27 protein-coding genes are annotated in these 23,806 nt (G+C 63.1%); 14 read left to right on the top strand and 13 right to left on the bottom strand.

The genetic code is table 11. The features are described 5' to 3' along the window. Position 1: 1 nt before the first annotated feature. From ccmB to HPS01S_RS19000, 3 genes are all read right to left on the bottom strand, one after another. Positions 2–667 (bottom strand): heme exporter protein CcmB, encoded by a 666-nt coding sequence (gene ccmB / locus HPS01S_RS19010; protein WP_066159845.1) that lies wholly within the window; start codon positions 665–667, stop codon positions 2–4. 50 nt (positions 668–717) lie between these two features. Next, positions 718–1,341, bottom strand: coding sequence for a cytochrome c biogenesis heme-transporting ATPase CcmA (ccmA, locus tag HPS01S_RS19005; protein ID WP_206610693.1), 624 nt, complete (start codon positions 1,339–1,341; stop codon positions 718–720). A gap of 109 nt (positions 1,342–1,450) precedes the next feature. Next, complete coding sequence (locus tag HPS01S_RS19000; RefSeq protein WP_371836604.1) at positions 1,451–3,793, bottom strand: heavy metal translocating P-type ATPase; 2,343 nt, start codon at positions 3,791–3,793, stop codon at positions 1,451–1,453. 59 nt (positions 3,794–3,852) lie between these two features. On the opposite strand from HPS01S_RS19000, the gene HPS01S_RS18995 reads away from it, so the two are divergent. The 11 genes from HPS01S_RS18995 to HPS01S_RS18945 all read left to right on the top strand — a co-directional run bounded on the left by HPS01S_RS18995 (position 3,853) and on the right by HPS01S_RS18945 (position 11,652). Beyond that, positions 3,853–4,044 (top strand): hypothetical protein, encoded by a 192-nt coding sequence (locus tag HPS01S_RS18995; protein ID WP_127806698.1) that lies wholly within the window; start codon positions 3,853–3,855, stop codon positions 4,042–4,044. Positions 4,045–4,077: 33 nt separating this feature from the next. Then, a complete protein-coding gene (locus HPS01S_RS18990; protein WP_066159784.1) occupies positions 4,078–4,740 on the top strand; it encodes a DsbA family protein in 663 nt (220 codons plus the stop codon). 83 nt (positions 4,741–4,823) lie between these two features. Next, a complete protein-coding gene (locus HPS01S_RS18985) occupies positions 4,824–5,468 on the top strand; it encodes a cation efflux transmembrane domain-containing protein (protein ID WP_066159781.1) in 645 nt (214 codons plus the stop codon). Then, positions 5,443–5,835 carry a DUF3703 domain-containing protein gene (locus HPS01S_RS18980; protein WP_241559595.1) on the top strand — a complete coding sequence of 131 codons (393 nt, stop codon included), beginning with the start codon at positions 5,443–5,445 and terminating at the stop codon, positions 5,833–5,835. Before HPS01S_RS18985 ends, HPS01S_RS18980 begins: the two co-directional genes overlap by 26 nt. A 579-nt stretch (positions 5,836–6,414) precedes the next feature. Further along, positions 6,415–6,843 (top strand): signal peptidase II, encoded by a 429-nt coding sequence (gene lspA, locus HPS01S_RS18975; protein WP_241559594.1) that lies wholly within the window; start codon positions 6,415–6,417, stop codon positions 6,841–6,843. Then, positions 6,840–7,256 (top strand): disulfide bond formation protein B, encoded by a 417-nt coding sequence (locus tag HPS01S_RS18970; protein WP_066159776.1) that lies wholly within the window; start codon positions 6,840–6,842, stop codon positions 7,254–7,256. The genes lspA and HPS01S_RS18970 overlap by 4 nt, the downstream gene beginning before the upstream one ends. Beyond that, entirely contained in the window at positions 7,253–7,957 is a 705-nt protein-coding gene (locus HPS01S_RS18965; protein WP_066159774.1) for a DsbA family protein, read from the top strand. The genes HPS01S_RS18970 and HPS01S_RS18965 overlap by 4 nt, the downstream gene beginning before the upstream one ends. A gap of 100 nt (positions 7,958–8,057) precedes the next feature. Next, positions 8,058–8,597, top strand: coding sequence for an SCO family protein (locus HPS01S_RS18960; protein ID WP_066159771.1), 540 nt, complete (start codon positions 8,058–8,060; stop codon positions 8,595–8,597). 96 nt (positions 8,598–8,693) lie between these two features. Next, positions 8,694–9,965, top strand: a complete 1,272-nt coding sequence (locus HPS01S_RS18955; RefSeq protein ID WP_066159768.1) for a M23 family metallopeptidase — start codon at positions 8,694–8,696, stop codon at positions 9,963–9,965. Positions 9,966–9,985: 20 nt separating this feature from the next. After that, positions 9,986–11,245: a L,D-transpeptidase family protein gene (locus HPS01S_RS18950; protein WP_164868434.1), complete on the top strand. Its 1,260-nt coding sequence runs from the start codon at positions 9,986–9,988 to the stop codon at positions 11,243–11,245. 122 nt (positions 11,246–11,367) lie between these two features. Then, on the top strand, positions 11,368–11,652 hold the full coding sequence (locus HPS01S_RS18945) for a CopK family periplasmic copper-binding protein (protein WP_066159762.1): 285 nt from the start codon (positions 11,368–11,370) through the stop codon (positions 11,650–11,652). A gap of 47 nt (positions 11,653–11,699) precedes the next feature. On the opposite strand, the gene HPS01S_RS18940 is transcribed toward HPS01S_RS18945, so the two are convergent. From HPS01S_RS18940 to HPS01S_RS18895, 10 genes are all read right to left on the bottom strand, one after another. After that, positions 11,700–12,224 (bottom strand): metal-dependent hydrolase, encoded by a 525-nt coding sequence (locus tag HPS01S_RS18940; protein ID WP_127806697.1) that lies wholly within the window; start codon positions 12,222–12,224, stop codon positions 11,700–11,702. 30 nt (positions 12,225–12,254) lie between these two features. Next, complete coding sequence (locus HPS01S_RS18935; RefSeq protein ID WP_084397535.1) at positions 12,255–14,591, bottom strand: heavy metal translocating P-type ATPase; 2,337 nt, start codon at positions 14,589–14,591, stop codon at positions 12,255–12,257. 4 nt (positions 14,592–14,595) lie between these two features. Next, positions 14,596–14,829, bottom strand: a complete 234-nt coding sequence (locus tag HPS01S_RS18930; RefSeq protein WP_066159755.1) for a DUF2933 domain-containing protein — start codon at positions 14,827–14,829, stop codon at positions 14,596–14,598. Between the two features lie 20 nt (positions 14,830–14,849). Then, complete coding sequence (locus HPS01S_RS18925) at positions 14,850–16,265, bottom strand: multicopper oxidase family protein (RefSeq protein ID WP_066159752.1); 1,416 nt, start codon at positions 16,263–16,265, stop codon at positions 14,850–14,852. Positions 16,266–16,546: 281 nt separating this feature from the next. After that, entirely contained in the window at positions 16,547–17,047 is a 501-nt protein-coding gene (locus HPS01S_RS18920) for a hypothetical protein (RefSeq protein ID WP_084397553.1), read from the bottom strand. 159 nt (positions 17,048–17,206) lie between these two features. Next, a complete protein-coding gene (locus HPS01S_RS18915; protein ID WP_084397532.1) occupies positions 17,207–17,569 on the bottom strand; it encodes a c-type cytochrome in 363 nt (120 codons plus the stop codon). A 140-nt stretch (positions 17,570–17,709) separates the two neighbouring features. Next, the gene (locus HPS01S_RS18910; protein ID WP_066159747.1) at positions 17,710–18,048 is read right to left on the bottom strand and encodes a copper-binding protein; all 339 of its coding nucleotides are present in this window, start codon (positions 18,046–18,048) and stop codon (positions 17,710–17,712) included. Between the two features lie 49 nt (positions 18,049–18,097). Then, positions 18,098–18,589: a cupredoxin domain-containing protein gene (locus HPS01S_RS18905; RefSeq protein ID WP_066159744.1), complete on the bottom strand. Its 492-nt coding sequence runs from the start codon at positions 18,587–18,589 to the stop codon at positions 18,098–18,100. A 60-nt stretch (positions 18,590–18,649) separates the two neighbouring features. After that, positions 18,650–20,038: a multicopper oxidase family protein gene (locus HPS01S_RS18900; RefSeq protein ID WP_066159741.1), complete on the bottom strand. Its 1,389-nt coding sequence runs from the start codon at positions 20,036–20,038 to the stop codon at positions 18,650–18,652. A gap of 13 nt (positions 20,039–20,051) precedes the next feature. Next, positions 20,052–21,161, bottom strand: coding sequence for a TolC family protein (locus HPS01S_RS18895; protein ID WP_127806696.1), 1,110 nt, complete (start codon positions 21,159–21,161; stop codon positions 20,052–20,054). 146 nt (positions 21,162–21,307) lie between these two features. Here HPS01S_RS18895 and HPS01S_RS18890 point away from each other — a divergent pair, with 146 nt between their 5' ends. From HPS01S_RS18890 to HPS01S_RS18880, 3 genes are read left to right on the top strand one after another with little or no spacing between them, the layout of a single operon-like run. Further along, positions 21,308–21,994, top strand: coding sequence for a heavy metal response regulator transcription factor (locus HPS01S_RS18890; protein WP_066159830.1), 687 nt, complete (start codon positions 21,308–21,310; stop codon positions 21,992–21,994). Beyond that, positions 21,994–23,391 carry a heavy metal sensor histidine kinase gene (locus tag HPS01S_RS18885; RefSeq protein WP_066159733.1) on the top strand — a complete coding sequence of 466 codons (1,398 nt, stop codon included), beginning with the start codon at positions 21,994–21,996 and terminating at the stop codon, positions 23,389–23,391. Before HPS01S_RS18890 ends, HPS01S_RS18885 begins: the two co-directional genes overlap by 1 nt. Positions 23,392–23,400: 9 nt before the next feature. Then, positions 23,401–23,772, top strand: coding sequence for a hypothetical protein (locus HPS01S_RS18880; RefSeq protein WP_066159731.1), 372 nt, complete (start codon positions 23,401–23,403; stop codon positions 23,770–23,772). Positions 23,773–23,806: the final 34 nt, after the last annotated feature.

Genomic DNA, 23,806 nt, shown 5'->3' with positions numbered 1-23,806 from the left:
GTCACTCCATCGAGATGCGCAAGGCGGCGCTGGTCACCAGCGGCGCGGCAAACAGGCTCAGCAGCAGCAAGGCGCCGAGCAGCGAAAAATGGCCACCCACACCCAGCCCTGCGTTGTGGGCTTCCACCGCGCCCGAGCCAAAGATCAGCACCGGAATCACCAGCGGCAGCGTGAGCAGCGACATCAACACTCCACCACCGCGCAGTCCCAGCGTCAGCGCCGCGCCAATCGCACCCACCAAACTCAGCACCGGCGTGCCGAGCAGCAGGGTGAGCAGCAGCACGCTAGTGGCCGAAGCGGAGAGGTCGAACTGCAACGCCAACAGCGGCGACACCAGCACCAGCAGCAGCACCGAGCCGCACCAGTGCGCCGCGATTTTGCCGAGCACCATCATGGGCAGAGGGTGTGTGGAAAGCAGCAATTGTTCGAGCGTGCCGTCCTGCAAATCGTCGGCAAACAAGCGTGCCTGCGGCAGCGTGCAGGCAAGGAGTGCTGCCACCCACACCACGCCCGGCGCCATGGTGCGCAAGAGAGCGGACTCAGGGCCTACACCCAGAGGAAACAGACTCACCACCATCACGAAAAAGACCACGGCGGTGAGCGTGTCGGCAGGCCGGCGCAACGCTGTGCGAAGGTCGCGTTGGTAGACGCAGAGAAAACCATCCAGCCAGCCCTGCTGCGCGGCGGAATTGATCGGGAGTGTGGTCTCGCCGGAGTTCACAGGCTGAGAAACTGGTGCGGCGTGCCGTCGAGCGTCACGCCCTGGTGGCTGGTGAGCACCACCGAGCCACCGCGCAGCATTTGCGTGCGGATTAGGTCTTCGAGCCAGGCGGTGGCGGCGGTGTCGAGGGCATTGAAGGGCTCGTCGAGCACCCATAGGGGTGCAGTCCGCGCCAGTACCAAACGCGCCAGCCCACAGCGGCGGCGCTGGCCTTGCGAGAGGCGGCGCACAGGCGTGCGCGCGAAGCCGCGCAGGCCAGCATCTGTCAGCGCCTGCAAGGCTGCGGCCCGGGTGACAACCTGGCCACCCAGAGTGCAGGCAGTCAGAAGGTTGTCCAGCGGAGATAAATCGTCCTTGAGCGCGGCGGCGTGGCCCACGTACACCAGATCGCGGCCCCACTGTTCGCGCTGCGTCGCCAGCGGCTTGCCCCGCCACAGCACTTCGCCTTCAGTAGGGCTGAGCAGGCCACACATTAGGCGCAGCAGGCTGGTCTTGCCCGCGCCGTTGGCCCCACCAACGCGCAGCAACTGGCCCCCTGGCACCTGCAGATTCAGGCCGCTGAACAGGGTGCGTCCCCCACGTACACACGCCACCTGGTTCAGGGCCAGGGCGGCGCTCACGCGCAGACCTCGGGGTGGGGCGCCGGGGTTTTCACCGGTATGACTCGAAATTCGCATGTGAACTTGCTGTGATGCACTTGGCGCCAGACGTCTTGCGGAACAAACATGATTAGCGAAGATTCAGGGCTGTATTGAGTGCCGCAGGCTCTCCTTGGCCCTGTTTGACACGGCGCAGAAGGCGCAAGCCGTTTCCGACCACAAGCAGACTCGCGCCCATGTCCGCGAAAACCGCCATCCACATCGTTGCGCTACCCACCACGGCCAGCACGAAGAAAACAGCCTTTATGGCCAGAGCGAGGCTGATGTTCTGCCACAGAATCGCGTGCGTTCTGCGGCTCAGCTCGATGGTTTCGGCGATCCGGCCCAGGTTGTCGTTCATGATGACGATGTCGGCCGCCTCCATGGCCGTGTCCGTGCCGGCCCCACCCATTGCGAAGCCGATGTCCGCCTGCGCCAGCGCGGGCGCGTCGTTGATCCCGTCACCTGCCATGGCGGTGTGGCCATAGCGCTTGCGCATGTCTTGGATGGCCGTCAGCTTGTCCTCGGGCAGGAGGTCGCCACGGGCATCTGCAATGTTCGCCTCCTGCGCCACTGCCTGCGCGGTGGCCGCGTTGTCGCCTGTGAGCATGACTGCGGTGACACCCAGTCGCTGGAGATGTGCAACCGCCGCCACGGAGGTGGACTTAATCGTGTCGGCCACCGCGAACAAGCCCAGGACTCCGGTGTCGTCCGCCAGGAGGGTGACGGTGCGGCCTTGCGTTTCATGGGCGATCAACTCGGCATCCAGTTGGGCATCGGACTGCTTGCGTTCCCGGATGAGGCGGTGGTTGCCCAGAACCATGGCCTTGCCGTCGACCATGCCCTCGACGCCACGCCCCAGCAATGCGGTGAATCGATCAACGTCTCCTGCAGCGCCATCGATCCCCGCCGCAATGGCCTTGGACACAGGGTGGTCGGAGCGAGCGGCGAGGCTTTTCGCCCAACGCTGCACCTGGGCTTCTTCGGCTTGCCCCCACGCCCCGAATGCCACCAGTTTCGGTTTGCCTTCGGTCAGGGTTCCGGTCTTGTCCACAGCCAAGGCCTTGATGAGGCGGGCATCCTCCAGGTAGGTACCTCCCTTGATGAGAATGCCTCGGCGCGCAGCGGCGGCCAGTCCGCTCACCACGGTGACAGGGGTCGAAATCACCAACGCGCAAGGACATGCAATCACCAGCAGCACGAGCGCCTTGTAGATCGCCGTCAGCCAAGCCCAGTCGAGCAGCAGCGGTGGTACCACAGCGACCGCCAAGGCCATGACAAAGACGGCGGGCGTGTAAATGGCCGCGAAGCGATCCACGAAACGCTGGGTAGGCGCCCGGGTGCCTTGCGCTTCCTCCACCGCGTGAATGATTCGGGCCAGGGTGGAGTTGCTCGACGCAGCGGTCACACGGAATTCGAGTTCACCGTTTTGATTGATCGTGCCTGCGAAAACTGAACTGCCTGGCTCCTTATCGACAGGAATGCTTTCGCCTGTGACGGGGGCCTGGTTGATGCTGCTGTTGCCTTTGGTGACCATGCCGTCAAACGCAACCCGCTCGCCTGGTTTGACCCGTGCAATGGCATCGAGCGCCACCTCGGTCGCCTTGATGCGGCGCCAGCTCCCGTCAGGTTGCTGGATTTCGGCATCATCGGGCGCGAGATCGACCAGGCCCTTGATGGCGTTTCGGGCACGATCGACCGCGCGCTGCTCGATAAGCTCCGCGATGGCATAGAGGGCCATCACCATGGCGGCTTCCGGCCACTGGCCGATGACGAATGCGCCCGTGACGGCGACCGACATGAGGGCATTGATGTTGAGCTTGCCATGTCGAACTGCGGTCAGGCCTTTGGCATAGGTTTCGAGACCCGCCAACCCGATGGCAAGGGCAGCAACCGCCATGCCCACCAATTTCCAGGCCATGGTTTCAGGCGCGAAAAAGGAGATGCCTTCTGCGGCCATCGCAAACACCAGTGCTGCTGCGAACCGTGCGTAGCTCGTGCCGGTGCCCGATGCGTGGTCGTGCGAAGCATGGTCCGTGACATCCGTACCCGCTGAAGCTGTCACGGCTTCGGGCGCGAAGCCCGCTCGGCGGATGGCGGTCAACGCGGCGGTGACAGCCTCATTGCTGCCATCGATCCGCAATGTCCGTTGTGGGAGGCGGAAGTGCAAACCGCGAATCCCGGAGATGGGCTCCACGGCGCGGCGAATTTCCGACTCTTCGACCGTGCAATCCATCGTCGAGATACGAAAGGTGTTCGGCGCAATCACTTCAACGCCGCCCGAATCGGGAGCAGCATGGGTCGCGGGCGCACAACAAGAGGACCCGTCTGTGGGGTCCGGCCGAGCAACTGCGGCATGATTGGTCCCGCAACACGCTTCGTGATCGTGTTGTGTGTTGGGCATCGGCGGATTTTCGTGGTGGTGTTTTGCCATGGGTCCTTACTCGAAGCGAGAATTTCACACCCTGTACCAACTACAGAGTCAAGCTCTTTGTGACGTATTTGTTCGAGATGGCGGGTGTGTTCGCGATGGAGATTCGCGGTGCTGGCCCCAGAGAACCAATACTCACTGGGCAGATCGAAAGTCTGGCTGCCTTCAGCGCCACAGGCGCTATTTTTCAAGCCCCCGGACAGCAAGGTTTCTACCTGATGCAGGGCATGGCAACTGAGGTTGCCGCTGTTTGATTCCAAACAACCTCATCACTTCGAGGATTTCACATGACCCGCCGTCACATCGTCGTTCTATCGGCGCTGATCGCCTTGGCAATGTTTTCCGCTGCTGTCTTTCTTTATCAGCGCCATACCCTGCAGACTGCGGCTTTGCAGGCCTCAGAGCAGGCCGGTTCAATGGTGCGACCACACTCGCCAGTCATTGGTGCCACGGACGCACCAGTCACCATCGTGGAGTTCTTTGATCCTGCATGCGAAGCCTGCAAAGCCTTTTATCCCCGAGTCAAGCAGATCCTTGCTGCGTTTCCACGTGAAACGCGCCTGGTGATTCGGTACACGCCATTTCACCGGGAAGTGTCAGTGGAAGCGGTTAGGCTTCTTGAAGCGGCTCGTGCACAGGGGAAGTTTGAACCCATGCTCGAAGCTCTACTGGATGGGCAACGGGCGTGGACGGGTCAGGGGGCAAAAGCCATTGATCGCGCATGGGCCATTGCGCAGTCTTCCGGCCTCGACGTAGCGCAGGCACGTCAGCATATTGCCTCTGGCATGGTGGATACCGTGCTGTCGCAGGATGTCTCGGATCTGAAGGCTATCGGGGTACGAGCCACGCCGACCTTCTTCGTCAACGGGAAGCCGCTGTCTTCTACTGATCCGGAACAGCTCTACGAGTTGGTAAAAAGCGAAGTCGAGCGAATTCGGAAATCTCGGTGACCCTGGTCGTTTGAGGTGCAGACTTGACTCTGTAGTTGCTCCATGGTTTCCAATGCCCTCATTCTGTACCTGCAGGAGTTCCCATGTCCGCCCACTGCTGTGAGCACGAAACCCCAAAGCCCACCCAGATTGCCAACCTGACACGCTACCGCCGGGTCTTGTGGATCGCTCTGGCGGTGAATGCTGCGATGTTCGCTGTTGAACTGTCGGCCGGATTCACGTCTGGCTCCCTGTCTCTCATTGCCGATGCCATCGATTTCGCGGGTGACGCGCTGAACTACGGCGTGTCTCTTGCGGTGCTGGCGTCGGCACTGGCATGGCGGGCGCGTGCCGCCATGCTCAAGGCCGTCAGCATGATGGGCTTTGGGGTGTTTGTTCTGGGCCAGGCCATCTGGTCGATCTGGAACGGGGGAACGCCTGATGCGCCGACCATGGGCGTGGTGGCCATCATGGCGCTGGCCGCCAACGTGGGCGTGGCCTGGATGCTCTACGCCTTCCGCGAAGGCGACGCCAACATGCGCAGCGTCTGGCTGTGCTCGCGCAATGACGCGATCGGCAATGTGGCGGTGTTTCTGGCCGCATTGGGGGTGTTCGGAACCGGAAAAGCATGGCCAGACCTGAGCGTGGCCAGCCTGATGGCGGTGCTCGCCCTTCACGCCGGCTGGCAGGTGCTCCGGCAGGCCCGTGGTGAACTGACAGTGAATGATCACCATGGTCACGCCCACTGACACTTCGCACACCGTTGATTTCGATGCTGCAGTGTACATGCGGCTGCTGTCGAGCTACAAGCAATCCAGCGACGCCCAGCCCGGGCAGCGCTGGCTTTTGCTGGAAGCCCTGCATGTGCTGGGCCAGACGCGGCTTTATCCGCACCTGGAGACACATGTGCTGATGCTGGGGCTTGGATGGCGCACCCGAAACTGGGCCGAAGTCCGCGGGCAAATCGTCCGCCTGATGCTGGTTCCTCTGGGACATGCCTTGGGGCGCTTGCCCCTGGGCAACAGCGGCCGCTCGAACATCAGCGCCTTCCAGCCCATGCCCGTGCGGCAGGACATTGCAGACGCCATCAGCAGAGCCCGCGATTCAGGCCGCTAGGGTTTTGACCGGTTTTCATGAAGGCCAACCACTACAATTCCATCATGCGTTCTTGGCTGCTAGTCGTGTTGATGATGTGGATGCCGCTGCAGCTGTCCTGGGCTGCATCGGGGTCTTATTGCGCGCACGACCAGGATGCCACGGTGCAGCATCTCGGGCACCACGCCCACCAGCACCAGATCGCCGAAGAGTCTGCTGCCAACCAGTCGGCCGCTGGCGCCGTGTCGCCCGATTTCGATTGCGGAACCTGCCACGCCAGTTGCTCCATGGCCTTGCAAGCATTGCCCTCTTCAGGGTGCGTTCAAGCCAGCTCGGTGGTTCTGCCTCGACCTCGCCCATGGTCGGATTCTTTGCTCATAGACCGCCCTGATCGGCCACGGTGGACATCCCCGGTTTGACCGGGGATTGGCTCACCGCGCGGTAGCTCCGCGCACCCATCAATCCCTGCAAAGCGCACCAATCCCTTGGGGTTGGTGATGTTTTCATTTTCGGGATTGATTCATGCATTTTTCTCTTTGGCGGGCCCACCCCCGCTTGCTCTGGCTCTTCGCAGTGGGGGGCATGATCGCTTTGGACCAGATGACCAAGGCCTACTTCGCCGCGACGATTCCCTTTGGATCATCGGTGGAGGTGACGAGCTGGTTCAACCTGGTTCATGCCCTGAACGAGGGGGCCGCTTTTTCGCTCTTCGCGGATGCGGGTGGCTGGCAGCGCTGGTTTCTCATTGCCATCAGCATCCTGGTGGTGGTTCCCATCACCTTCACCAGCCTGGTCAAACACGCCACCCCCCTGGATCGTCTGGTCGGGTCACTGATCGTGGCCGGTGGAACAGGCAACCTCCTGGATCGCGTTTTCAACGGCGCGGTGACCGACTTCCTGGACGTGCACTGGCGCGGTCTGCACTGGCCGGCGTTCAACCTGGCGGATGTCTTCATCGTCCTGGCCGTGATCGGCTGGGGATTGATGTCGTTGCCACTGTCGTCCGCCAAGACCCGGAGCGAACCATGAAGAAGGACTGGACCCTGCTGCTGATGGCCTGGCTGGTGGCGACCACTGCCACCCTGGGCGCGCTGTTCATCGGTGAAGTCATGGGCATGACGCCCTGCGTGCTGTGCTGGTACCAGCGCATCTTCATGTTCCCCATCGCCATCGTTCTGGGCATCGCCTGTTTCAACGATGACCGCCGGGGCGCCGTCTATGCCCTGGCCCTGGCCTTGGGCGGTCTGGCCATGGCCGGCTACCACACCCTGCTGGTCGCGGGCCTGATCCCCAAAGCCTGGGTGCCGTGCAGCGCAGGGGTGTCTTGCGCGGACCAGAAGCTCGAAATCCTCAATGGTGTCCAGATTCCCTGGCTGTCATTGGCCGCGTTCTTGGCGCTGGTCATCCTTCTCGTCGTCTACCTCAGAAAGTCCTCCCGATGAATTCCAAAAAAATCACCGTCGCAGCCCTGGTCGCCATCGTCCTGGTGTTCTTCTTCCTGGGCATGAATGCCTACCAGAAGCGGGTCCAGAACTCGCAGGCGGAAAAGGTCAATCAGGTCGTCAAAGAGTCCACCGGTCAGCCGGTCAACCCGTCGGGCAGCCAGGCAGACAACCGCCTGGTCCGCTTCCATTCGCCGGTCTTTGGGCCGCGCAACGCGCCGGTCACCATCGTCGAGTTCTTTGACCCTGCGTGCGAAACCTGCCGCGCCTTCTACCCCATCGTCAAAGACATCCTCAAGCAGTACCCGAACGATGTGCGCCTGGTGATCCGGTACGCCCCCTTCCATGCGGGCTCCGATCAGGTGGTCAAACTGCTGGAGGCCGCCAAACTGCAGGACAAATACCTGCCCGTGCTGGAGATGGTGCTGGCCGCCCAGCCCCAATGGGCCGACCACGGCAAGCCCAACCTCGATCTGGCGTACCGCGCAGCGCAAGATGCTGGTCTGGACATCGCCAAGGCACAGGCCGACGCACAGACTCCGGCCATTGACGGAGTTTTGAAGCAGGACATCGAGGACCTGACCGCCCTGGAAGTGACCAAGACGCCCACGTTCTTCGTCAATGGCCGCGGACTGCCGTCTTTTGGCGATCAGCAGTTGATGGCGCTCGTGGCCGAAGAAGTAGCCAAAGCCAGGAAGTGACATGACACAGCGCTCTTCAACCATTTCAGACGACTCGTCCATCGACCGTCGGCGATTTGTTCAGACGTCTCTCGCTTGCTTGGCAGGTATCCCTGCGTTGATGGCCTGTTCACCAGAAGCTCCCAAGTTCAAGAGCACCGATGTGACCGGCGCCTCCTTCGCCCAGGATCTGCGGCTCAAGGATCACCTTGGCAACCTGAGGACGATGAAGGACTTCAAGGGCAAGATCGCGGTCGTTTTCTTCGGCTTCACGCAGTGTCCGGACGTCTGCCCCACCTCGATGACCACCATGGCGGAAGTCAAGCGCCTGCTGGGCGCTCAGGGTGACCAGTTGCAGGTGCTCTTCATCACGGTGGACCCCGAGCGGGACACGCAGGCGCTGCTCAAGGAGTACATGGCGAACTTTGACCCGAGCTTCATCGCGTTGCGGCCCGAGCCCGACGAACTCAAGGACGTCGCGGCGGGCTTCAAGATCTACTACAAGAAGGTCCCGGGCTCGACCCCGACCTCCTACACCATGGACCATTCGGCAGGCAAGTACATCTTCGACACCGAAGCCCGGGTCCGCCTGTTTTCCGCCTACGGAACCGATGCCGCCACGATCGCGTCGGACATCCAGATCCTTTTGTCCAATGCTTGAGGCGCGTCAAGCCTTGGCAAAGCCACCGTCTGTCCTGCCATGAAGCCAGTCCACTTGCTCCCTTTGAAAACACTGATCCAAAGCCACCGACGGCCCGTGCTGGCGGCCCTGGGCAGCCTGATGCTGGGCACGGGTGTCGTGGCCTTTGGCGTCTCACCCAACTTGCCCGACGCGGCCCAGTGGCCGGTTCGGCAGGTGGTGGAGACCGTGGATGCGCCTCTGGCGGAGCCTGCGCTGACGGCATCGACGCCCGAGTTCCTGATTCACCAATCGCAGCTCACCCGCCGTGACGACTCCCTCCAGGCCTTGCTCAAACGGCTGGGTGTCGATGATCGTGAAGCACAGAGCTTTCTCGCGCGTGACGTCACATCGCGCCTGCTGCTGACCGGTGCATCTGGCAAGCTGGCTTCTGTCACCCGGACCCCCGAGGGGCAATTGAAGACCTTGTCGGTGCGCTGGGTGGACGCCAACAACCAGCGCGTCAGCCGACTGGTGGTGGAACAGCAGGACGGAGGATTCAACGCCCGACTCGAACAGCCCACGCCACGTCGCCTGGTGCAGTTTGGCTCGCTCACCATTCGCTCCTCGTTCTACGCGGCCACCGATCAGGCCGACATTCCGGATGCCATCGCCGCGCAGACGGTGGAGGCTTTTTCCGGGGACCTCGACTTCCAGCGCGACCTGCGGCGAGGCGCGCGTGTCGGCCTGGTCTATGAAGCCTTCGAGCTGGATGGTGAAATCCTGTTCGCAGGGCAGTTGCTGGGCGCCGAGATTCAGAGCGGCCAGGAAACACACCAGGCCATGTGGTTCCGGGCGCCCGGCAAAGCGGGCGAGTTCGTCAGCCTCGATGGGGAGAGTCAGCGACGCGCCTACCTGGCATCGCCCCTGGCGTTTTCCAGGGTCACCAGTTCTTACGGGCCACGCATCCACCCTGTGTTCGGGGGGCAAAAAGCCCACAAGGGCACGGACTACGGCGCGCCGGCCGGAACCCCGATCCGAACCGTGGCCGACGGCGTGGTGAGCTTCGCCGGTCGCCAGGGTGGCTATGGCAACTACGTCGTGATCCAGCACCCCGACAAGGCCGCCACCGCGTATGCACACATGGAACGCATCACCGTCCGCTTGGGCCAACGCGTGCAGCAAGGCCAGACCATCGGAACGGTCGGCTCCACCGGAACGGCGACAGGCCCGAACCTGCACTTTGAATACCTCGTCAAAGGCGTGCAAACCAACCCGTCGCGGATCGCCAGCGATCCATCGGTCTCGACCGTTGCGGTGGCCCAGCTGCCCGGCTTCAAGCAGGAGTCCAAGGCCATGCGGGAACAACTCGCCATGGCCGCTTCCGTCGCCCTGGCCCACGCGCAATGACCTTTGGACAGAACGACGCCATGTTGGTACCACCCGATCGGGTCACCACCCGACGAAAGTTGCTCTCCCGAGCCGCGCTCGCGGGTGCGTCTCTGGTCCTGCCATTCGGGCAAGCCAGCGGCCAGACCCCCAGGAGCAGCCTGAACGATGGCGCTGTTCTGGCCGGCTCATTGCGTTCGTCGCCGGAAGCACGCCTCATCGCGGTCTACCGCGCCATCGCAGCCGGGGACCGGCAAGCCCTGCCATTGGCTGCGGCGCTGGTGCGTGACGTGCCAGGTTTCCAGTTGGGACAACTCGTTTACGGGGACCTTCTGATGGCCCAGAGTGGAACGCTTCCCAGCTTCGCCACGGTGACGGATGGCCCTCCCGCGGTTCGGGAGCAACTGCAAAAACTGCGCGCCGAGGCCACCCGGCGCTTGGGTTCGCTCAGAGAGATGCCACCGCCCGGCACCGTGCCGGAGCAGGTGCTGGAGCTTGCCCGCAATGTTCGGCATGTGGTCGTCGTGGACGCCAGCCATTCACGGGTCTATGTGTTCGCGCAGCAGTCCGGCGGCCTGCAGCTGATCCGCAGTTTCTATGCATCCATCGGTCGAGCGGGGTTCGACAAAGAGGTGGAAGGCGATCTGCGCACGCCGCTGGGTGTGTACCACATCACCAGCCGGCTGGACGACCAGCAGGTCGAAGAGCTGTACGGCATCGGCGCGCTGCCGCTGAACTACCCTAACGAGCACGACCGCCGGATGGGCCGCACGGGCGGCGGCATATGGTTGCATGGCGTTCCTCGCGTGTCCTACGTCCGCAGCCCCTACGCCACCGAAGGTTGTGTCGCCTTGGCCAACGACGACATGGCCTACCTCATGCGCGAGCTGGAGCCGCGCCGCACGCCGGTCATCATTGCCGACGAGGTGACTTGGGTCAGACCGGACACGCTCTCCAGCCACAGAGCGGAGTTCCGCGAGTTGCTCTCCCGCTGGACGGAAGCCAGGTCATTGGGCGACCGGGCGACGATCCAGGCCCTGTCCACCCGAGATTTCCAGGCAGACGAAGGGGTGCAGGACCGGCCGCTCAAGACGCTGGTGCGCGCTGCAGCGCCAACGCGCCAGAACCGGCGCATCGATCTCAAGGAGGTGTCGATCTTTCGCTGGAAGCGCGGCACCGAAGTCACGGTGGTCAACTTTGCCGAGGTCGTGGCGGGGGAGACACGCGGGCTGGTCAAGCGCCAGTATTGGGGCAAAGAACAGGGCCGCTGGAAGCTGTTCTACGACGGCGTGACGGGCTGACAAATAGCAGTCAAAACTGTCATCTGCAGGCAAGCTAGCGGTCACCCGCACCTCACTACATTGCATCTGTACACGGTACCTCGTTGCATCACCCGATCAACGTGAAACTTTCAGGAGCAACCATGATTCGCAAGTTCAACATCCTCGTCCTTTCGCTCGCCGCAACCCTCCCGGCTTTTGCCATGGATGCGGCCCAATCCGAGGCCAAGCAGACGGTGCCGCTGGTCAATGGCGAGACCTTGTACGTCTTCAAGGACGGGAACATGGCCAAAACCAACCAATTTGGACGCACTGCATACCTCGCCAAAGGAGAGGTCGTTCAATCGGTGGACGGTCAGAAGATCAGCACGGTGGGCAACGAAGTCGCTCGTCTTGATATCCTGGCGCGCAAGGGTCACCACAACTGATCGCGACCTCTGCGCAGAAACAGCCACCCTGTCTTGGGGTGGCTTTTCTATTTGTGGCGGAACATCACGGTGGCAACAGCCAACATAGCCAGATAGTTGACCACCATGAACCACGGGGTGTTCCACGCTATACCGTCGAACCCCCAATAGGTCACCGGATAAAAAACCGGGGATGGGTAGAAATCAGCCGAGTGGGTAAAGACATCGATCAGGATGTGGGACCACCAGCCCAGCAAAGGTATCCAGAGGCGTCTCAACCACAGCCAGCAGCCGGCAGTGACCACACCGGCCACCAAGGCGCTGTGCATCACACAATGCAGGTGGTGCGTGAGTGCCGTGATGGTTGGAGACATCGCCGGCTCATAGCCCGGCAGCGCATTGGCATAGGCCTGCAGGACAGACCAGCCATTCGAAGTGAGCAGTGCAAGGTATCCCAGAGGAAGCAACTGGACCAGATCAGGCACCACCGCCATACCGATCGCCAGGGTTGCAGTGCGACGGTCCAGGCGTCGATGCCTATGCATCCACGCTGCGCCAAGGCCCACCCACACCCCATGCGCAACAATGTCCATGGTCAGACCTCGTTGTAGGGTGAGCCTGCGCTAGAGCCGTGCCGACCTGAGGCGCAGCGCATTGCCAATAACCGACACAGAGCTCAGGCTCATGGCCAGCGCAGCAATCAAGGGCGACAGCAGCCAGCCCGTCAACGGGTACAGCACACCGGCGGCCACCGGGATGCCCAGTGCGTTGTACAAAAAGGCAAACACCAGGTTCTGCTTCATGTTGCCCACGGTCGCTTCCGACAGCGCCCGCGCTATAGCAATCCCGCGCAGATCGCCTTTGACCAGGGTCACCTGCGCGCTGTTCATCGCCACGTCGGTCCCGGTCCCCATGGCCACGCCCACATCGGCCTTGGCCAGTGCCGGCGCATCGTTGATGCCATCACCGGCCATGGCCACCACGCGGCCTTCTTTCTGCAAGCGCTCGACCAGCAGCAGCTTGTCAGCCGGCTTGACCTCGCCATGCACCTCGTCGATGCCCAGGCGGGCGGCCACAGCCTGGGCCGTGGTCAGGCCGTCACCGGTCGCCATCACGATGCGCAGACCCGATGCCTTGAGGGTCGCCAAGGCCTCCGGCGTGCTGGCCTTGACCGGATCGGACACCGCCAGCAGGCCCATCAGCTGGCCATTCACGGCCAGGTGCATCACGCTGGCACCTTCTGCGCGCAAGGCCTCGGCCTGTGGCACCAGCGCCGCGACGGAGACACCGAGCTGTTCCATCAGCGTGGTGTTGCCCAGCGCCAGCTGGCGCCCGGCCACCTGACCACGCACGCCGATGCCCGAGCCGGATTCGAAGTTCTCGGGTTTGTCCAGCGCCATCCCGCGTTCGCGGGCGGCGCGCACGATGGTTTCGGCCAGCGGGTGCTCGCTGCCCTGGTCCAGGCTGGCGGCCAGGCGCAGCACCTCGTTGGCTTCAAAACCGGGCGCGGGAATAGCGCGCTCGAAACTCGGGCGGCCCTCGGTCAGGGTGCCGGTCTTGTCGATGATGAGGGTGTCGATCTTGCGCATGTTCTCGATCGCCGCGGCGTCCCGGAACAACACGCCGTGCGTGGCGCCCCGACCGGTCGCGACCATGATGGACATGGGTGTGGCCAGACCGAGGGCGCAGGGACAGGCAATGATCAGCACCGACACCGCATTGATCAGGCCGAACACCCAGCGCGGCTCGGGGCCGAACAGGCCCCAGCCGAAGAAAGTCAGCAAGGCAATGCCCACCACCGTGACGACGAAGTAGCCCGCCACCACGTCGGCCATGCGCTGCATCGGCGCGCGGGAACGCTGTGCCTGGGCCACCATCTGCACGATCTGCGACAGCATGGTGGACGCACCCACGCGCTCACTGCGCATCACCAGCGCGCCGCTGGTGTTAAGCGTGGCACCAATCACCTTGTCGCCCACCCGTTTGGCCACTGGCATCGGCTCGCCCGTGAGCATGGATTCATCGACCGAACTGCCGCCTTCGGTCACCTCGCCGTCCACCGGGACTTTTTCGCCGGGGCGCACACGCAGCAAGTCACCCACGTGCACATGGGTCAGCGGCACGTCCTCTTCCGTGCCGTCGGCGCGGATGCGGCGGGCGGTTTTGGGCGCCAGGCCCAACAGCGACTTGATGGCGGCCGAAGTCTGCGACCGTGCCTTGAGTTCGAGCACCTGGCCCAGCAGCGTGAGCGAGATGATCACAGCGGCGGCCTCGAAGTACACGGCGACGCGGCCCATGGAGATGAACGAGTCCGGGAACACCTGTGGCGTGACCGTCGCGACCACGCTGTAGACAAACGCGGCCCCCGTGCCCAGCCCGATCAAGGTCCACATGTTGGGACTGCGGTTCATCACCGATTGCCAGCCACGCGAGAAGAACGGCCAGCCGGCCCACAGGACGATGGGAATGGACAAGACCAGCTCGACCCAGCTCTGCACGGTCATGTCCATCCACTGGAGGCGGTGGCCGAACATGGCGAGCACAAAGACCATCACGGTCAGCGGCAGCGTCCACCAGAAGCGGCGCTGGAAATCGCGCAACTCGGGGTTGTCGTCGTCTTCGAGTTCCGGCAGCAGGGGCTCCAGCGTCATGCCGCACTTGGGGCAGTTGCCTGGATGCTCCTGGCGAATCTCGGGGTGCATCGGGCAGGTATAGACCGTGCCGGCAGCCGCTGGCGCGGAGTCTGCAGGCGCCGTGGACACCAGGTACTGCAGCGGGTTGGCCGCGAACTTGCCTTGGCACTTGGCACTGCAGAAGTAGTAGGGACGACCTTCGTGTTTCAACGTGTGCGCCGACTGCGCCGTGACCTTCATGCCGCACACCGGGTCCTTGAGATCGGTGGGCGAGACGGGCTGGGGCGGCGGGTGGTTGTCGTGGTGATGCTGTGCATGCATGTCCATGGCCCTATTCCTTGTCGTTGTAGGTGCGCCGTGGCGTCTGTGCATGGTTGCCGTGCCCATGCATCAGGTGCATCAGCGGGCACGCCAGCAACAGCAGGTAGGGCCAGTAGCCCGTGACATGGCCCCAGTGCTCGCGCAGCAGATAGAACCCGGCGATCAAGGCAGCTGTCGCCAGCGCCATGCCGGCTGGGCGCCGCCAGAAAGAAGGCACATGGGGTTCGTTGTCATCGTGGTTCATGGTGTCTGGTGCTCCGTTGGCTAGGCTTTGACCGCGTATCGCATCATCATTCCCGCCTCGGCGTGTTCAAGCGTGTGGCAGTGAAAGACGTAGTCCTGATCGCCTTGGTGCGCATGCGAAAAGTCGATGGCGATGCGCACGGATTCACCTGGCCACACCTGCAGGGTGTCGACCACGCCCTGGTCCTGAGGCAGCAGGCCGCGTGCACCGGCCAGGGTGCGAACCAGCGCGGGACTGCCCAGGCGTTCGAGCACCCGGAACGAGAACCCGTGCAGGTGCATGGGGTGCGGCATGCTGCGTTCGGCGTTCTCGATCAGCCAGGTTTCACGCGTGCCCCGCTGGACGGTCAATGGGACCGCAGCGTGGTCGAACACCCCGCCGTTGATCGTCCAGTGGCCCTTGCCATCGTGGCCCAGTTGCATGCGCCGCGCAGCGCCCGCCGGCTCAGCCGGAGCGGTGAGGCTGGACAGGCGTGCAGGCAGACGGCGGTCGTAGGGTGTGCTGGACGGCTCCAGGTCGATGCGCATCAGCGCCAGTGCATCGCCTTCCATGGCCATCGCCACGGGCGAGGCGGCGCCTTGTGCCGCCCCATGCTGGCTGTGGTCCATCGCGGCCATGTCATGACCACCCTCCTGGTGCATCGGGTCGAAGGGCAAGGATGCCAGGGTCACCGGGCGGGTGGGGTTGGCTTCCCGGAAATCCACCAGCACATCCAGCCGCTGGCCCGGGGAGAGAAAGGTCTGATCGATACGCAAGGGCTGCGCGAGCAGGCCACCGTCCGTGCCCGCCAGGTAGAAGCCCAGCGCCTTGCCGTCCTGCAGGAACGCGAGCCGGTAGCTGCGCGCGTTGCTGCCGTTGAGGATGCGAAAGCGCACGATGCGACGCCCGGCCTTCAGGTGGGGACGCTCGGTCAGGTTGACCATCAGCCGGCTGCCCACCCAGCCACCGAAAGACTGGGCGGCGCTGGGCGCGTACTGGAGGCGCCCTTGCGCATCGAACTCCTTGTCCTGGAGCACCAGCGGGATTTCGGATTCCCCCAGCGCCAGCGCCAACTCCTTGCGCAGGGCGGCTTCATCGTCGTCTTCGACAAACAGCAGGCTGGCCAGGCCGTGATAGGCCTGCTGAGGAATGTATCCGTGGGCGTGGGGGTGGTACCAGTACATCGACGAACGGTCCTGCAAGGCGAACGCATAGTCCATGCTCTGGCCCGGCGCCACGACGTCGAGGCCATTGCCGTCGTTGCGGGAGTCGACACCCAGGCCATGCCAGTGAATGACCGTCGGTTGATCGATGTGATTGATCAGCTTCACCCGCATCTCGTCGCCACGGCGGGCCAGAAGCGCCGGGTTGAGGAACTTCTTGCCACCCGATTCCACGGCATAGGCCAGGATGGGTGTGCGCTGCCCCGGCAACACTTCAATCTCGCTGCGGACCACATGGACTTTCTTGAAGTCTGTCGCAGGCAGAACGCCAAAGAGACCACTGCTTCCCGGGAGTCGCAAGGGGTTGGAGAAACCCGCCGCCTGTGCCTCAAGGCGAAGGATCTGTTCTGAGGACAGGCCTGACTGGGCAAGGGTGGCCGCCCAGATGCCTGGGCAGGCCGTCGCGGCCCCCAGAGCACCCACGCTACCCAGAAACTGCCGCCGCGAATACATCGACATCACAAAATCTCCTGAATGAAAACGAAAGCTGGCGCTGCGTCAGAACGTCGACGCGGTCACTGGGCACCGGTGCTGGCAGGCGACTGCGGCATGCGCTGCATCATCATTTCCATCATGTTCTGCATCATGTCCATGCGCATCTCCATCATTTGATGGCGCTGGGTCAGGTCCGGCGTGGCGGCGCCAGGCGTCCCCATCCCCGGCATGCCAGACATGCCACCCATGGACTTCATACCCTTCATCATGTCCATGCCCTCCTGCATCGCCTTCATGTGCTCTGCCATCAGAGACTGGCGGTCGGCCGGCGTTTTGGCCGCGGCCATCTTGGCGCGAAGTGCCTGCATGGTGACCATGTGCTGCTGCATGTGCTCCTGCATCTGCGGCATCGAAGACATGCCCATGGGCATACCGGCCTGAGGTGCGATTTGTTGGGTTGCGGTGCTGGCCGCCGAGGTGGACGGGTGGTGCTGGGTATGGTCTGCGGTTTGCTGCGCAGCGGCCGCGAACGCAATGCCGGCGATGGCGGCTGCCACCAGAGAGCGAATCAACTTGGACATGTCCATTTCCTTTCATGACTGGCTGCTGGCGGGATTGCCAGAGCTGGCATGGAGGTGATCGGTCACCGGGTGGTGCGTGTCACACCTTCACGCCATGCAGTCACTGTAGAAATCGATCAGGGTCGGCAAGATGACCCGAGGATGACAAAAAAGTCAGATTCAGTGTTGCGAACGCTGGCTCGCCTGGCGGTTGAGCTCGTCGTGCTGGGAGCGGGTCTCGGGTGGCCACTGGGATTTGATCCAGGACAGCACGGCGACGATGTCGGCGTCGCTGATGGAATCGCCGAAGGCGGGCATGTTGGTCGCGTAGTCCGCTAGCCCTGCGGCTTTCGCCACGCCGTCCTTGGTTAGCTGAAACAGCACATCGTCCGGGTGGTGCCAGGTGTGACCGCTTTCGTCATGGGGCGGCGCTGGCAATCGCCCGTCTGGGGCCCTTTCTCTCCAGTTGGCTTGACCCTCCAGCTTCACGCCATGGCAACTGGCACAGCGGACCTGGTAGATCAGCGCGCCTTGCTTGAGCATCACGGCGTCGTCAGGTCGAAGCAGCCCGACAGGCTCTGATCGGAAGAGGTCAGGAGATCGCCACCCGAAAAAGGCTGCGGCAACCCCTGCCAGAGCAAGGACGGCCGCAGCTAACCGGAGTGACTTGAAACGGTGAAGGATCACTTCGCCGGTTGGATGTCCGTCACCGTCATCTGACCGTTCTCGTTCGTGGCCATGAACTGAATCTTGGCGCCGACGCTGGTCTTCTCCAGCAAGGCCTTGTCCTTGACCACGAAGACCATGGTCATGCCAGGCATTTCCATGTGCTTGATTTCACCGTGCTTGATGGTGATCTTGCCCGCCTCTTTGTCGATCCTGCGGACCTCGCCGTCGGTCATGCCGGGCATGGCTGCCATGCCCATTTTTCCGTGGTCCATGTTCATCTGAGCGAACACGGGGTTGACTGCAAAGGCCGTGAAGGCCAGAGCGGTTGCACTCAGAACCAGTCGCAGTTTCATCGTGAATCCTTGTGTCGTTGGGTAGAGGTTGTGATGATCGGAAAGCCGCTTACTTGGCTGCCACCTTGACCTGGCCCTTCATGCCGGCCTCGTAGTGGCCCACATGCAAGCAGGCGAAGTTCACCACGCCGGGCTTGGTGAAGCGCCAGATAACTTCACCTTGCTTGCCAGGCTTGAGCGAGATCTTGTTGGCTTCTTCGTGCTCCATGCCCGGGTTCTTCTTCATGACCTCGTAGTGCTCTTTGAGCTCCTTTTCCGTTCCGAGACTGAACTCATGCGGCACTTTGCCGGAGTTCTTGATGACGAAACGGATGGTTTCACCCTTTTTCACCGACACGTTCGAAGGCGTGAAGCGCATGCTGTCTGCGGCGTCCACTTCAATCGTGCGTGTGACGTTTGCGGCGACACCGGCCTCGCCGATCGGCGACTCATCGTGCCCACCGCCGTGGGTGCCACCAGCGAACGTGGCGGAAGCTGCCAAAGCCGCAGCAGCGAAAACAAAGCCAGCACGGGAAGCGCTATTGAACTTGACGAATTTCATGGTTGTCTTTCAGGGTTGTGGTTGGGAAACAGTTGAGGAGAACTTGGATACGCTGAGCGCTCAGTGCGACATGCCTTTGGCGGTGGGCTTGATCGCCTGGGCGGTGGCCGGTGTGGTGTCGCTGCTGGCCGCAGGACGCGGTGTCGGGGGAAGTGCGCCGTTCCACTCGTAGGCCACGGTGCCTTCGGGGAACTTGTACGGGCCTGGGTCCTTGTAGTCACCCGGCTTCTGGTCCTTGCGGACCTTGAAGACCGTGAACATGCCGCCCATCTCCAGCGGGCCGAACTGGCCGGTGCCGGTCATCATGGGGGCCGTGTTGTCGGGAATGGGCATCTGCATTTCGCCCATGTCGGCCATGCCGCGTTCACCCATGAGCATGTAGTCGGGCGCCACCTTCTGGATCTTCTTGACCAGGCCGCGGTGGTCCACGCCAATCATCGTGGGCACGTCGTGCCCCATGGCGTTCATGGTGTGGTGGCTCTTGTGGCAATGCATGGCCCAGTCACCTTCTTCGTCGGCGATCAGCTCGATCTGGCGCATCTGCCCCACGGCCACATCGGTGGTGACCTCGTACCAGCGGGTGGACGGTGGCGTCGGCCCGCCATCGGTGCCGGTGACCAGGAATTCGTGACCATGCAGATGGATCGGGTGGTTGGTCATGGTGAGGTTGCCCACCCGGATGCGCACCCGGTCGTTCAATCGCACGTTCAGCGTGTCGATGGCCGGGAACACCCGGCTGTTCCAGCACCAGATGTTGAAGTCCGTCATGGTGTTGATCTTGGGCGTCTTGCTGCCGGGCTCCACGTCAAACGCATTGAGCAGGAAGCAGAAGTCCCGGTCCACCTCGCTGATGTGCGGGTGTTTGGCCTTCGGGTGGGTCACCCACATGCCCATCATGCCCATGGCCATCTGCACCATCTCGTCGGCGTGCGGGTGGTACATGAAGGTGCCGGGGCGCCGTGCCTCGAATTCATACACATAGGTCTTCCCCACGGGGATGGCGCGCTGGTTCAGACCGCCGACGCCATCCATGCCGCTGGGGAGGCGCTGGCCATGCCAGTGGATGGTGGTGTGCTCGGGCAGCTTGTTGGTCACGAAGATGCGCACGCGGTCGCCCTCGACCACTTCGATGGTTGGGCCTGGGCTCTGGCCGTTGTAACCCCACATGTTGACCTTGAAGCCCGGCGAGACCTCGCGCACCACCGGTTCGGCCACCAGGTGGAATTCCTTGACGCCGTTGTTCATGCGCCAGGGCAAGGTCCACCCGTTGAGCGTGACCACCGGGTTGTAGGGCCGACCGGTCGTCGGGATCAAGGGTGGCGCCGTCTCCACCGAAGTCTGGATGACGGGCTCGGGCAAACCAGCCAAAGCGGAACGGGCCACGGCCAAGCCGGCCACGGATGCGGCGGCGCCGGCAAAAAACTGTCGTCTGGAGTTTGTGTTTGTCATGTGTTGTGTCCTTTCAATGTGCGGCCGCAGTCGGTGCATCTCCACCGGCACCACCCAGCGAGACGAAGCTGTCCGGTTCTCCGCCCTGCAAGACCCACTGAAGATCGGTCTCGGCGATCCAGAAGTCGCGCTGTGCGCCAATGGCGTCTACCGTGGCTTGGGACTGGTTGCGCACCTCGTCCAGCAGATCCCAGACGCTTTTGAGCATGCCGTTGTAGTGCAGCACCGTTTCTTCGGTGATGAACTCACGGGTCTTCAGCACATCCCCTTGGCTGTCCTGCGCCAGCGCATGGGCGGCCCAGTAAACCTTCATGGCGCCTCTGGCCAGCGCTCGGTTGCGCAGGCTCTCAGCTCCAGGCAATTGGTTGCGGATCGCGTCGGCACGCTTTTGCAGATCGGCTTCCGTCATGGCCTGCGCCGGGATGGCGGGAAGCTGGTCTGGGAGCACAAACCCATCCTGCAAACCCGTTTGCCCCATCGTCTTGACCAATTTGTTTTGGGCCTGGGCGGCGGCTTGCTGCGCCCGCCGGAGATTCATGCGGGCGGTCGATGCCGCGAGTTGAACTTGCGACAGTTGCAACTTGCTCCAGTTGCCCACCGTCACCATGCGCTGCCCCAGTTCAAGGGCGGCCTGGGCGGCCTCCATCATGTCGCGCTGGTGTTTCAGAACCTGTTGAGCGGCCACAGCTTCAACCCAGGCTTTGCGCCCCGCTGCAGCCACCTCCAGCACCTCACCAGCATCTTCGACGCGCCGTTGTAGGCTGGAGTCGAGTTCTGTCCAGCGGCCTTCTGCGATCAGTTGTTCATTCAGGGGACCCAGTTTCGACAATGGACGAGCCAGTTCACGATGGACCGTCCAGGCCATACGAACTGCGGCCTCTGCGTTGGGAATGGCAACACCCGTGGTACTACCCGGCGTCGTGGTGGACGCCCCCGCATTGGCCTGTTCCCACTTGAGCACGTCGGCATGCCCACGCTTGAGTGCACCCACCGCGTCGTTGGCCCGGCGCCAGTCGGGTTCTTGCGAAGGGCTGGCCGTTTGCGCTGAGAGCGCCAGCGGCAGGGCCAACAGGCCCGCCACCAGTAGTTGGCTTGTGGCTCGGTGACAAAACAAAGATTTCACTGCTTTCGCTCCTTTTGATGCAGATCAAGTGGTGCGGATTCTGGCGGCGCGAGTTCGTCACTTCCCTGTCGGTCAGATTACAAAAATGTCAGCTTCGATCACGCCCGCTCCGCTGAGGGCAAACTTGCGGTCAGGAGAATGTGAACGTGAAAATTCTGATCGTTGAAGACGAACCCAAAGCCGGCGACTACCTGAAGCAAGGTCTGCGCGAGGCGGGCTACGCCGTGGACCTAGTCACCAATGGCGTTGATGGTCTGCACCATGGCCTGGAAGGCGATCACGATCTGGTGATCCTGGACGTCATGCTGCCTGGCATGGACGGATGGCAGGTGCTCAAGAACCTGCGCAGCCAGGGGCGCCAGATGCCCGTGCTGTTCCTGACGGCACGCGATCAGGTCGAAGACCGTGTCAAGGGCCTGGAGCTGGGGGCCGACGACTACTTGGTCAAGCCGTTTTCTTTTGCCGAGTTGCTGGCCAGGGTCCGGACGATCCTGCGGCGCGGCCGTTCAGGCCTGGAAGCCACCTCGATGAAAGTGGCCGATCTGGAGCTCGATCTGCTGCGCCGACGGGTGACCCGGTCCGGCAAACGCATCGATCTGACGGCCAAGGAATTCGGTCTGCTGGAATTGCTGATGCGCCGCCACGGAGAGGTGCTGCCGCGCTCCCTGATCGCATCCCAGGTGTGGGACGTGAACTTCGACAGCGACACCAACGTGATCGAAGTGGCCATGCGGCGTTTGCGGGCCAAGGTGGACGATGGATTCGAACCGCGCCTGATCCAGACCGTGCGCGGCATGGGCTACGTGCTCGAAGCACCCGAGGACGCCCACTGATGCTCGGCCGGTTGTCTCTGACGGCGCGACTGACCGCACTGTACACCCTGGTCTCGGCCTGTGTGCTCGTCGGGCTGGGCCTTCTGGTCTCGATCGCGGTGGGGCGGCACTTTGTCGAACTCGACCGGGATTTCCTGAAGGACAAGATCGAACTGGTGCAGACCATCGTCGGCGAGGCCTCGTCATCGGAGATGCTGGCATCCCGGCTGGATGAGCTGCTGACCAGTCACCACGGCTTGTCCGTCGAGCTGCGCAACAGCGACCGGCTGGTCTATGGCAAAAAGGGTTCGGTGTTCTCAGCGCTGTCACCATCCATTGGTTCAGATGGGCGCACTTTCGACTGGACGGTCGGCGACCAACCGCTGCGAGGTCTGAAGGCGGGCATACGACCGCCTGCCACCTGGAAGGACTTGGCCGCTGACGGTCAACCGCTTGAACTGCTGATCGCGCTGGACACGGCGCACCACACCCATTTCATGCAGTCGCTCAGGCAGACCCTGGCGCTTTACCTGATCGGCGCCATCCTGGCCAGCGGCTTGCTGGGCTGGTGGGCCGCCCGCTGGGGCCTGGCACCGCTTCGAACCATAAAAGAGCGCGCCATGACGGTCACGGCCCAGAAGCTGGACCAGCGCATGCCCGTGGACGCGGTGCCGGCGGAGTTCGCCGACCTGGCGCAGAGCCTGAACACCATGCTCGAACGTCTGCAATCCGACTTTGCGCGGCTGCAGGAATTCTCCAGCGACCTGGCGCACGAACTGCGCACCCCCATCAACAACCTGCTGACCCAGACCCAGGTGTCGCTGACGCAGAAGCGGGAGGTGGGCGTGTACCAGGACATCCTGGCCTCCAACGCCGAGGAGTTGCAGCGGCTGGCCCGCATGGTCTCCGACATGCTGTTTCTCGCCAAGACCGAGCACGGGATCGAGCTGCCGCACCGCGAGACCGTGTCACTGCGCGACGAGGTGCTGGACCTGTTCGACTTCTACGAAGCGCTCGCCGAGGAAAAGCTGATCCGCCTGAACACCGACGGCGATGCGCGCATTGTGTGCGACCGGCTGATGATCCGCCGCGCGATCAGCAACCTGCTGTCGAACGCGATCCGGTACTCACCGCCGAACGCGCCCGTGCGAGTGTCGGTGAACCAGGGCAACGGTCAGATCCAGCTTTGCGTGCACAACGCCGGCCCCGCCATCCCGGCGGCCGATCTGCCGCGGCTGTTTGACCGTTTCTACCGGACCGAGAAGTCGCGCAGCCACCCCGACTCAGAGGGCACGGGCCTTGGCCTGTCCATCACCAGAGCCATCATGGAAGCCCACGGAGGCTCCGCATCGGTGGCGTCCAACGATCTGGCGACCACCTTCTGCCTGAGCTTTCCCACGCGGGACGCATCGTCCTAGAATCCGCCCATGCGCCTGTTCCTGGCCTTCCTCTTGTGCCTGGCCCTTCCTCTGCAGGGTTGGGGTGGTGGCGTGCGCCTGCAACCACCATGCCCGATGGAAGCGGCCATGGCCCTGCAAGGCGACACGGCCGGCACCAGCCCGGACATGGCGATGGACGATTGCTGCAACGACGCCGAGACTTTTCAGCTCACCGGCAAGATGTGCAAGACCGGGCAGGAGTGCCAGGCCCCTACGGGCTTTGTGGTGCCACCGGTCATGGCCGTGGCGCAGGCGCTTCCTGTGAACGATCTGCACGTACCCGCGCCCCCCGAGCCACTGCGCGGCTCGCCCGCCAGCATCTGGCGCCCCCCCTTCCCTGCTCTGACGTTTCCACCCTGACACCGACCAGCCCTTGGAGGCGGGCCGGTGCTCA

The sequence above is a fragment of the Hydrogenophaga pseudoflava NBRC 102511 genome (assembly GCF_001592285.1).
GTDB classification, from domain to species: Bacteria; Pseudomonadota; Gammaproteobacteria; order Burkholderiales; family Burkholderiaceae_C; genus Hydrogenophaga; species Hydrogenophaga pseudoflava.
The sequence above is the reverse complement of the archived record's forward strand: the minus strand, read 5'-3'. Positions and strand labels throughout refer to the sequence as shown.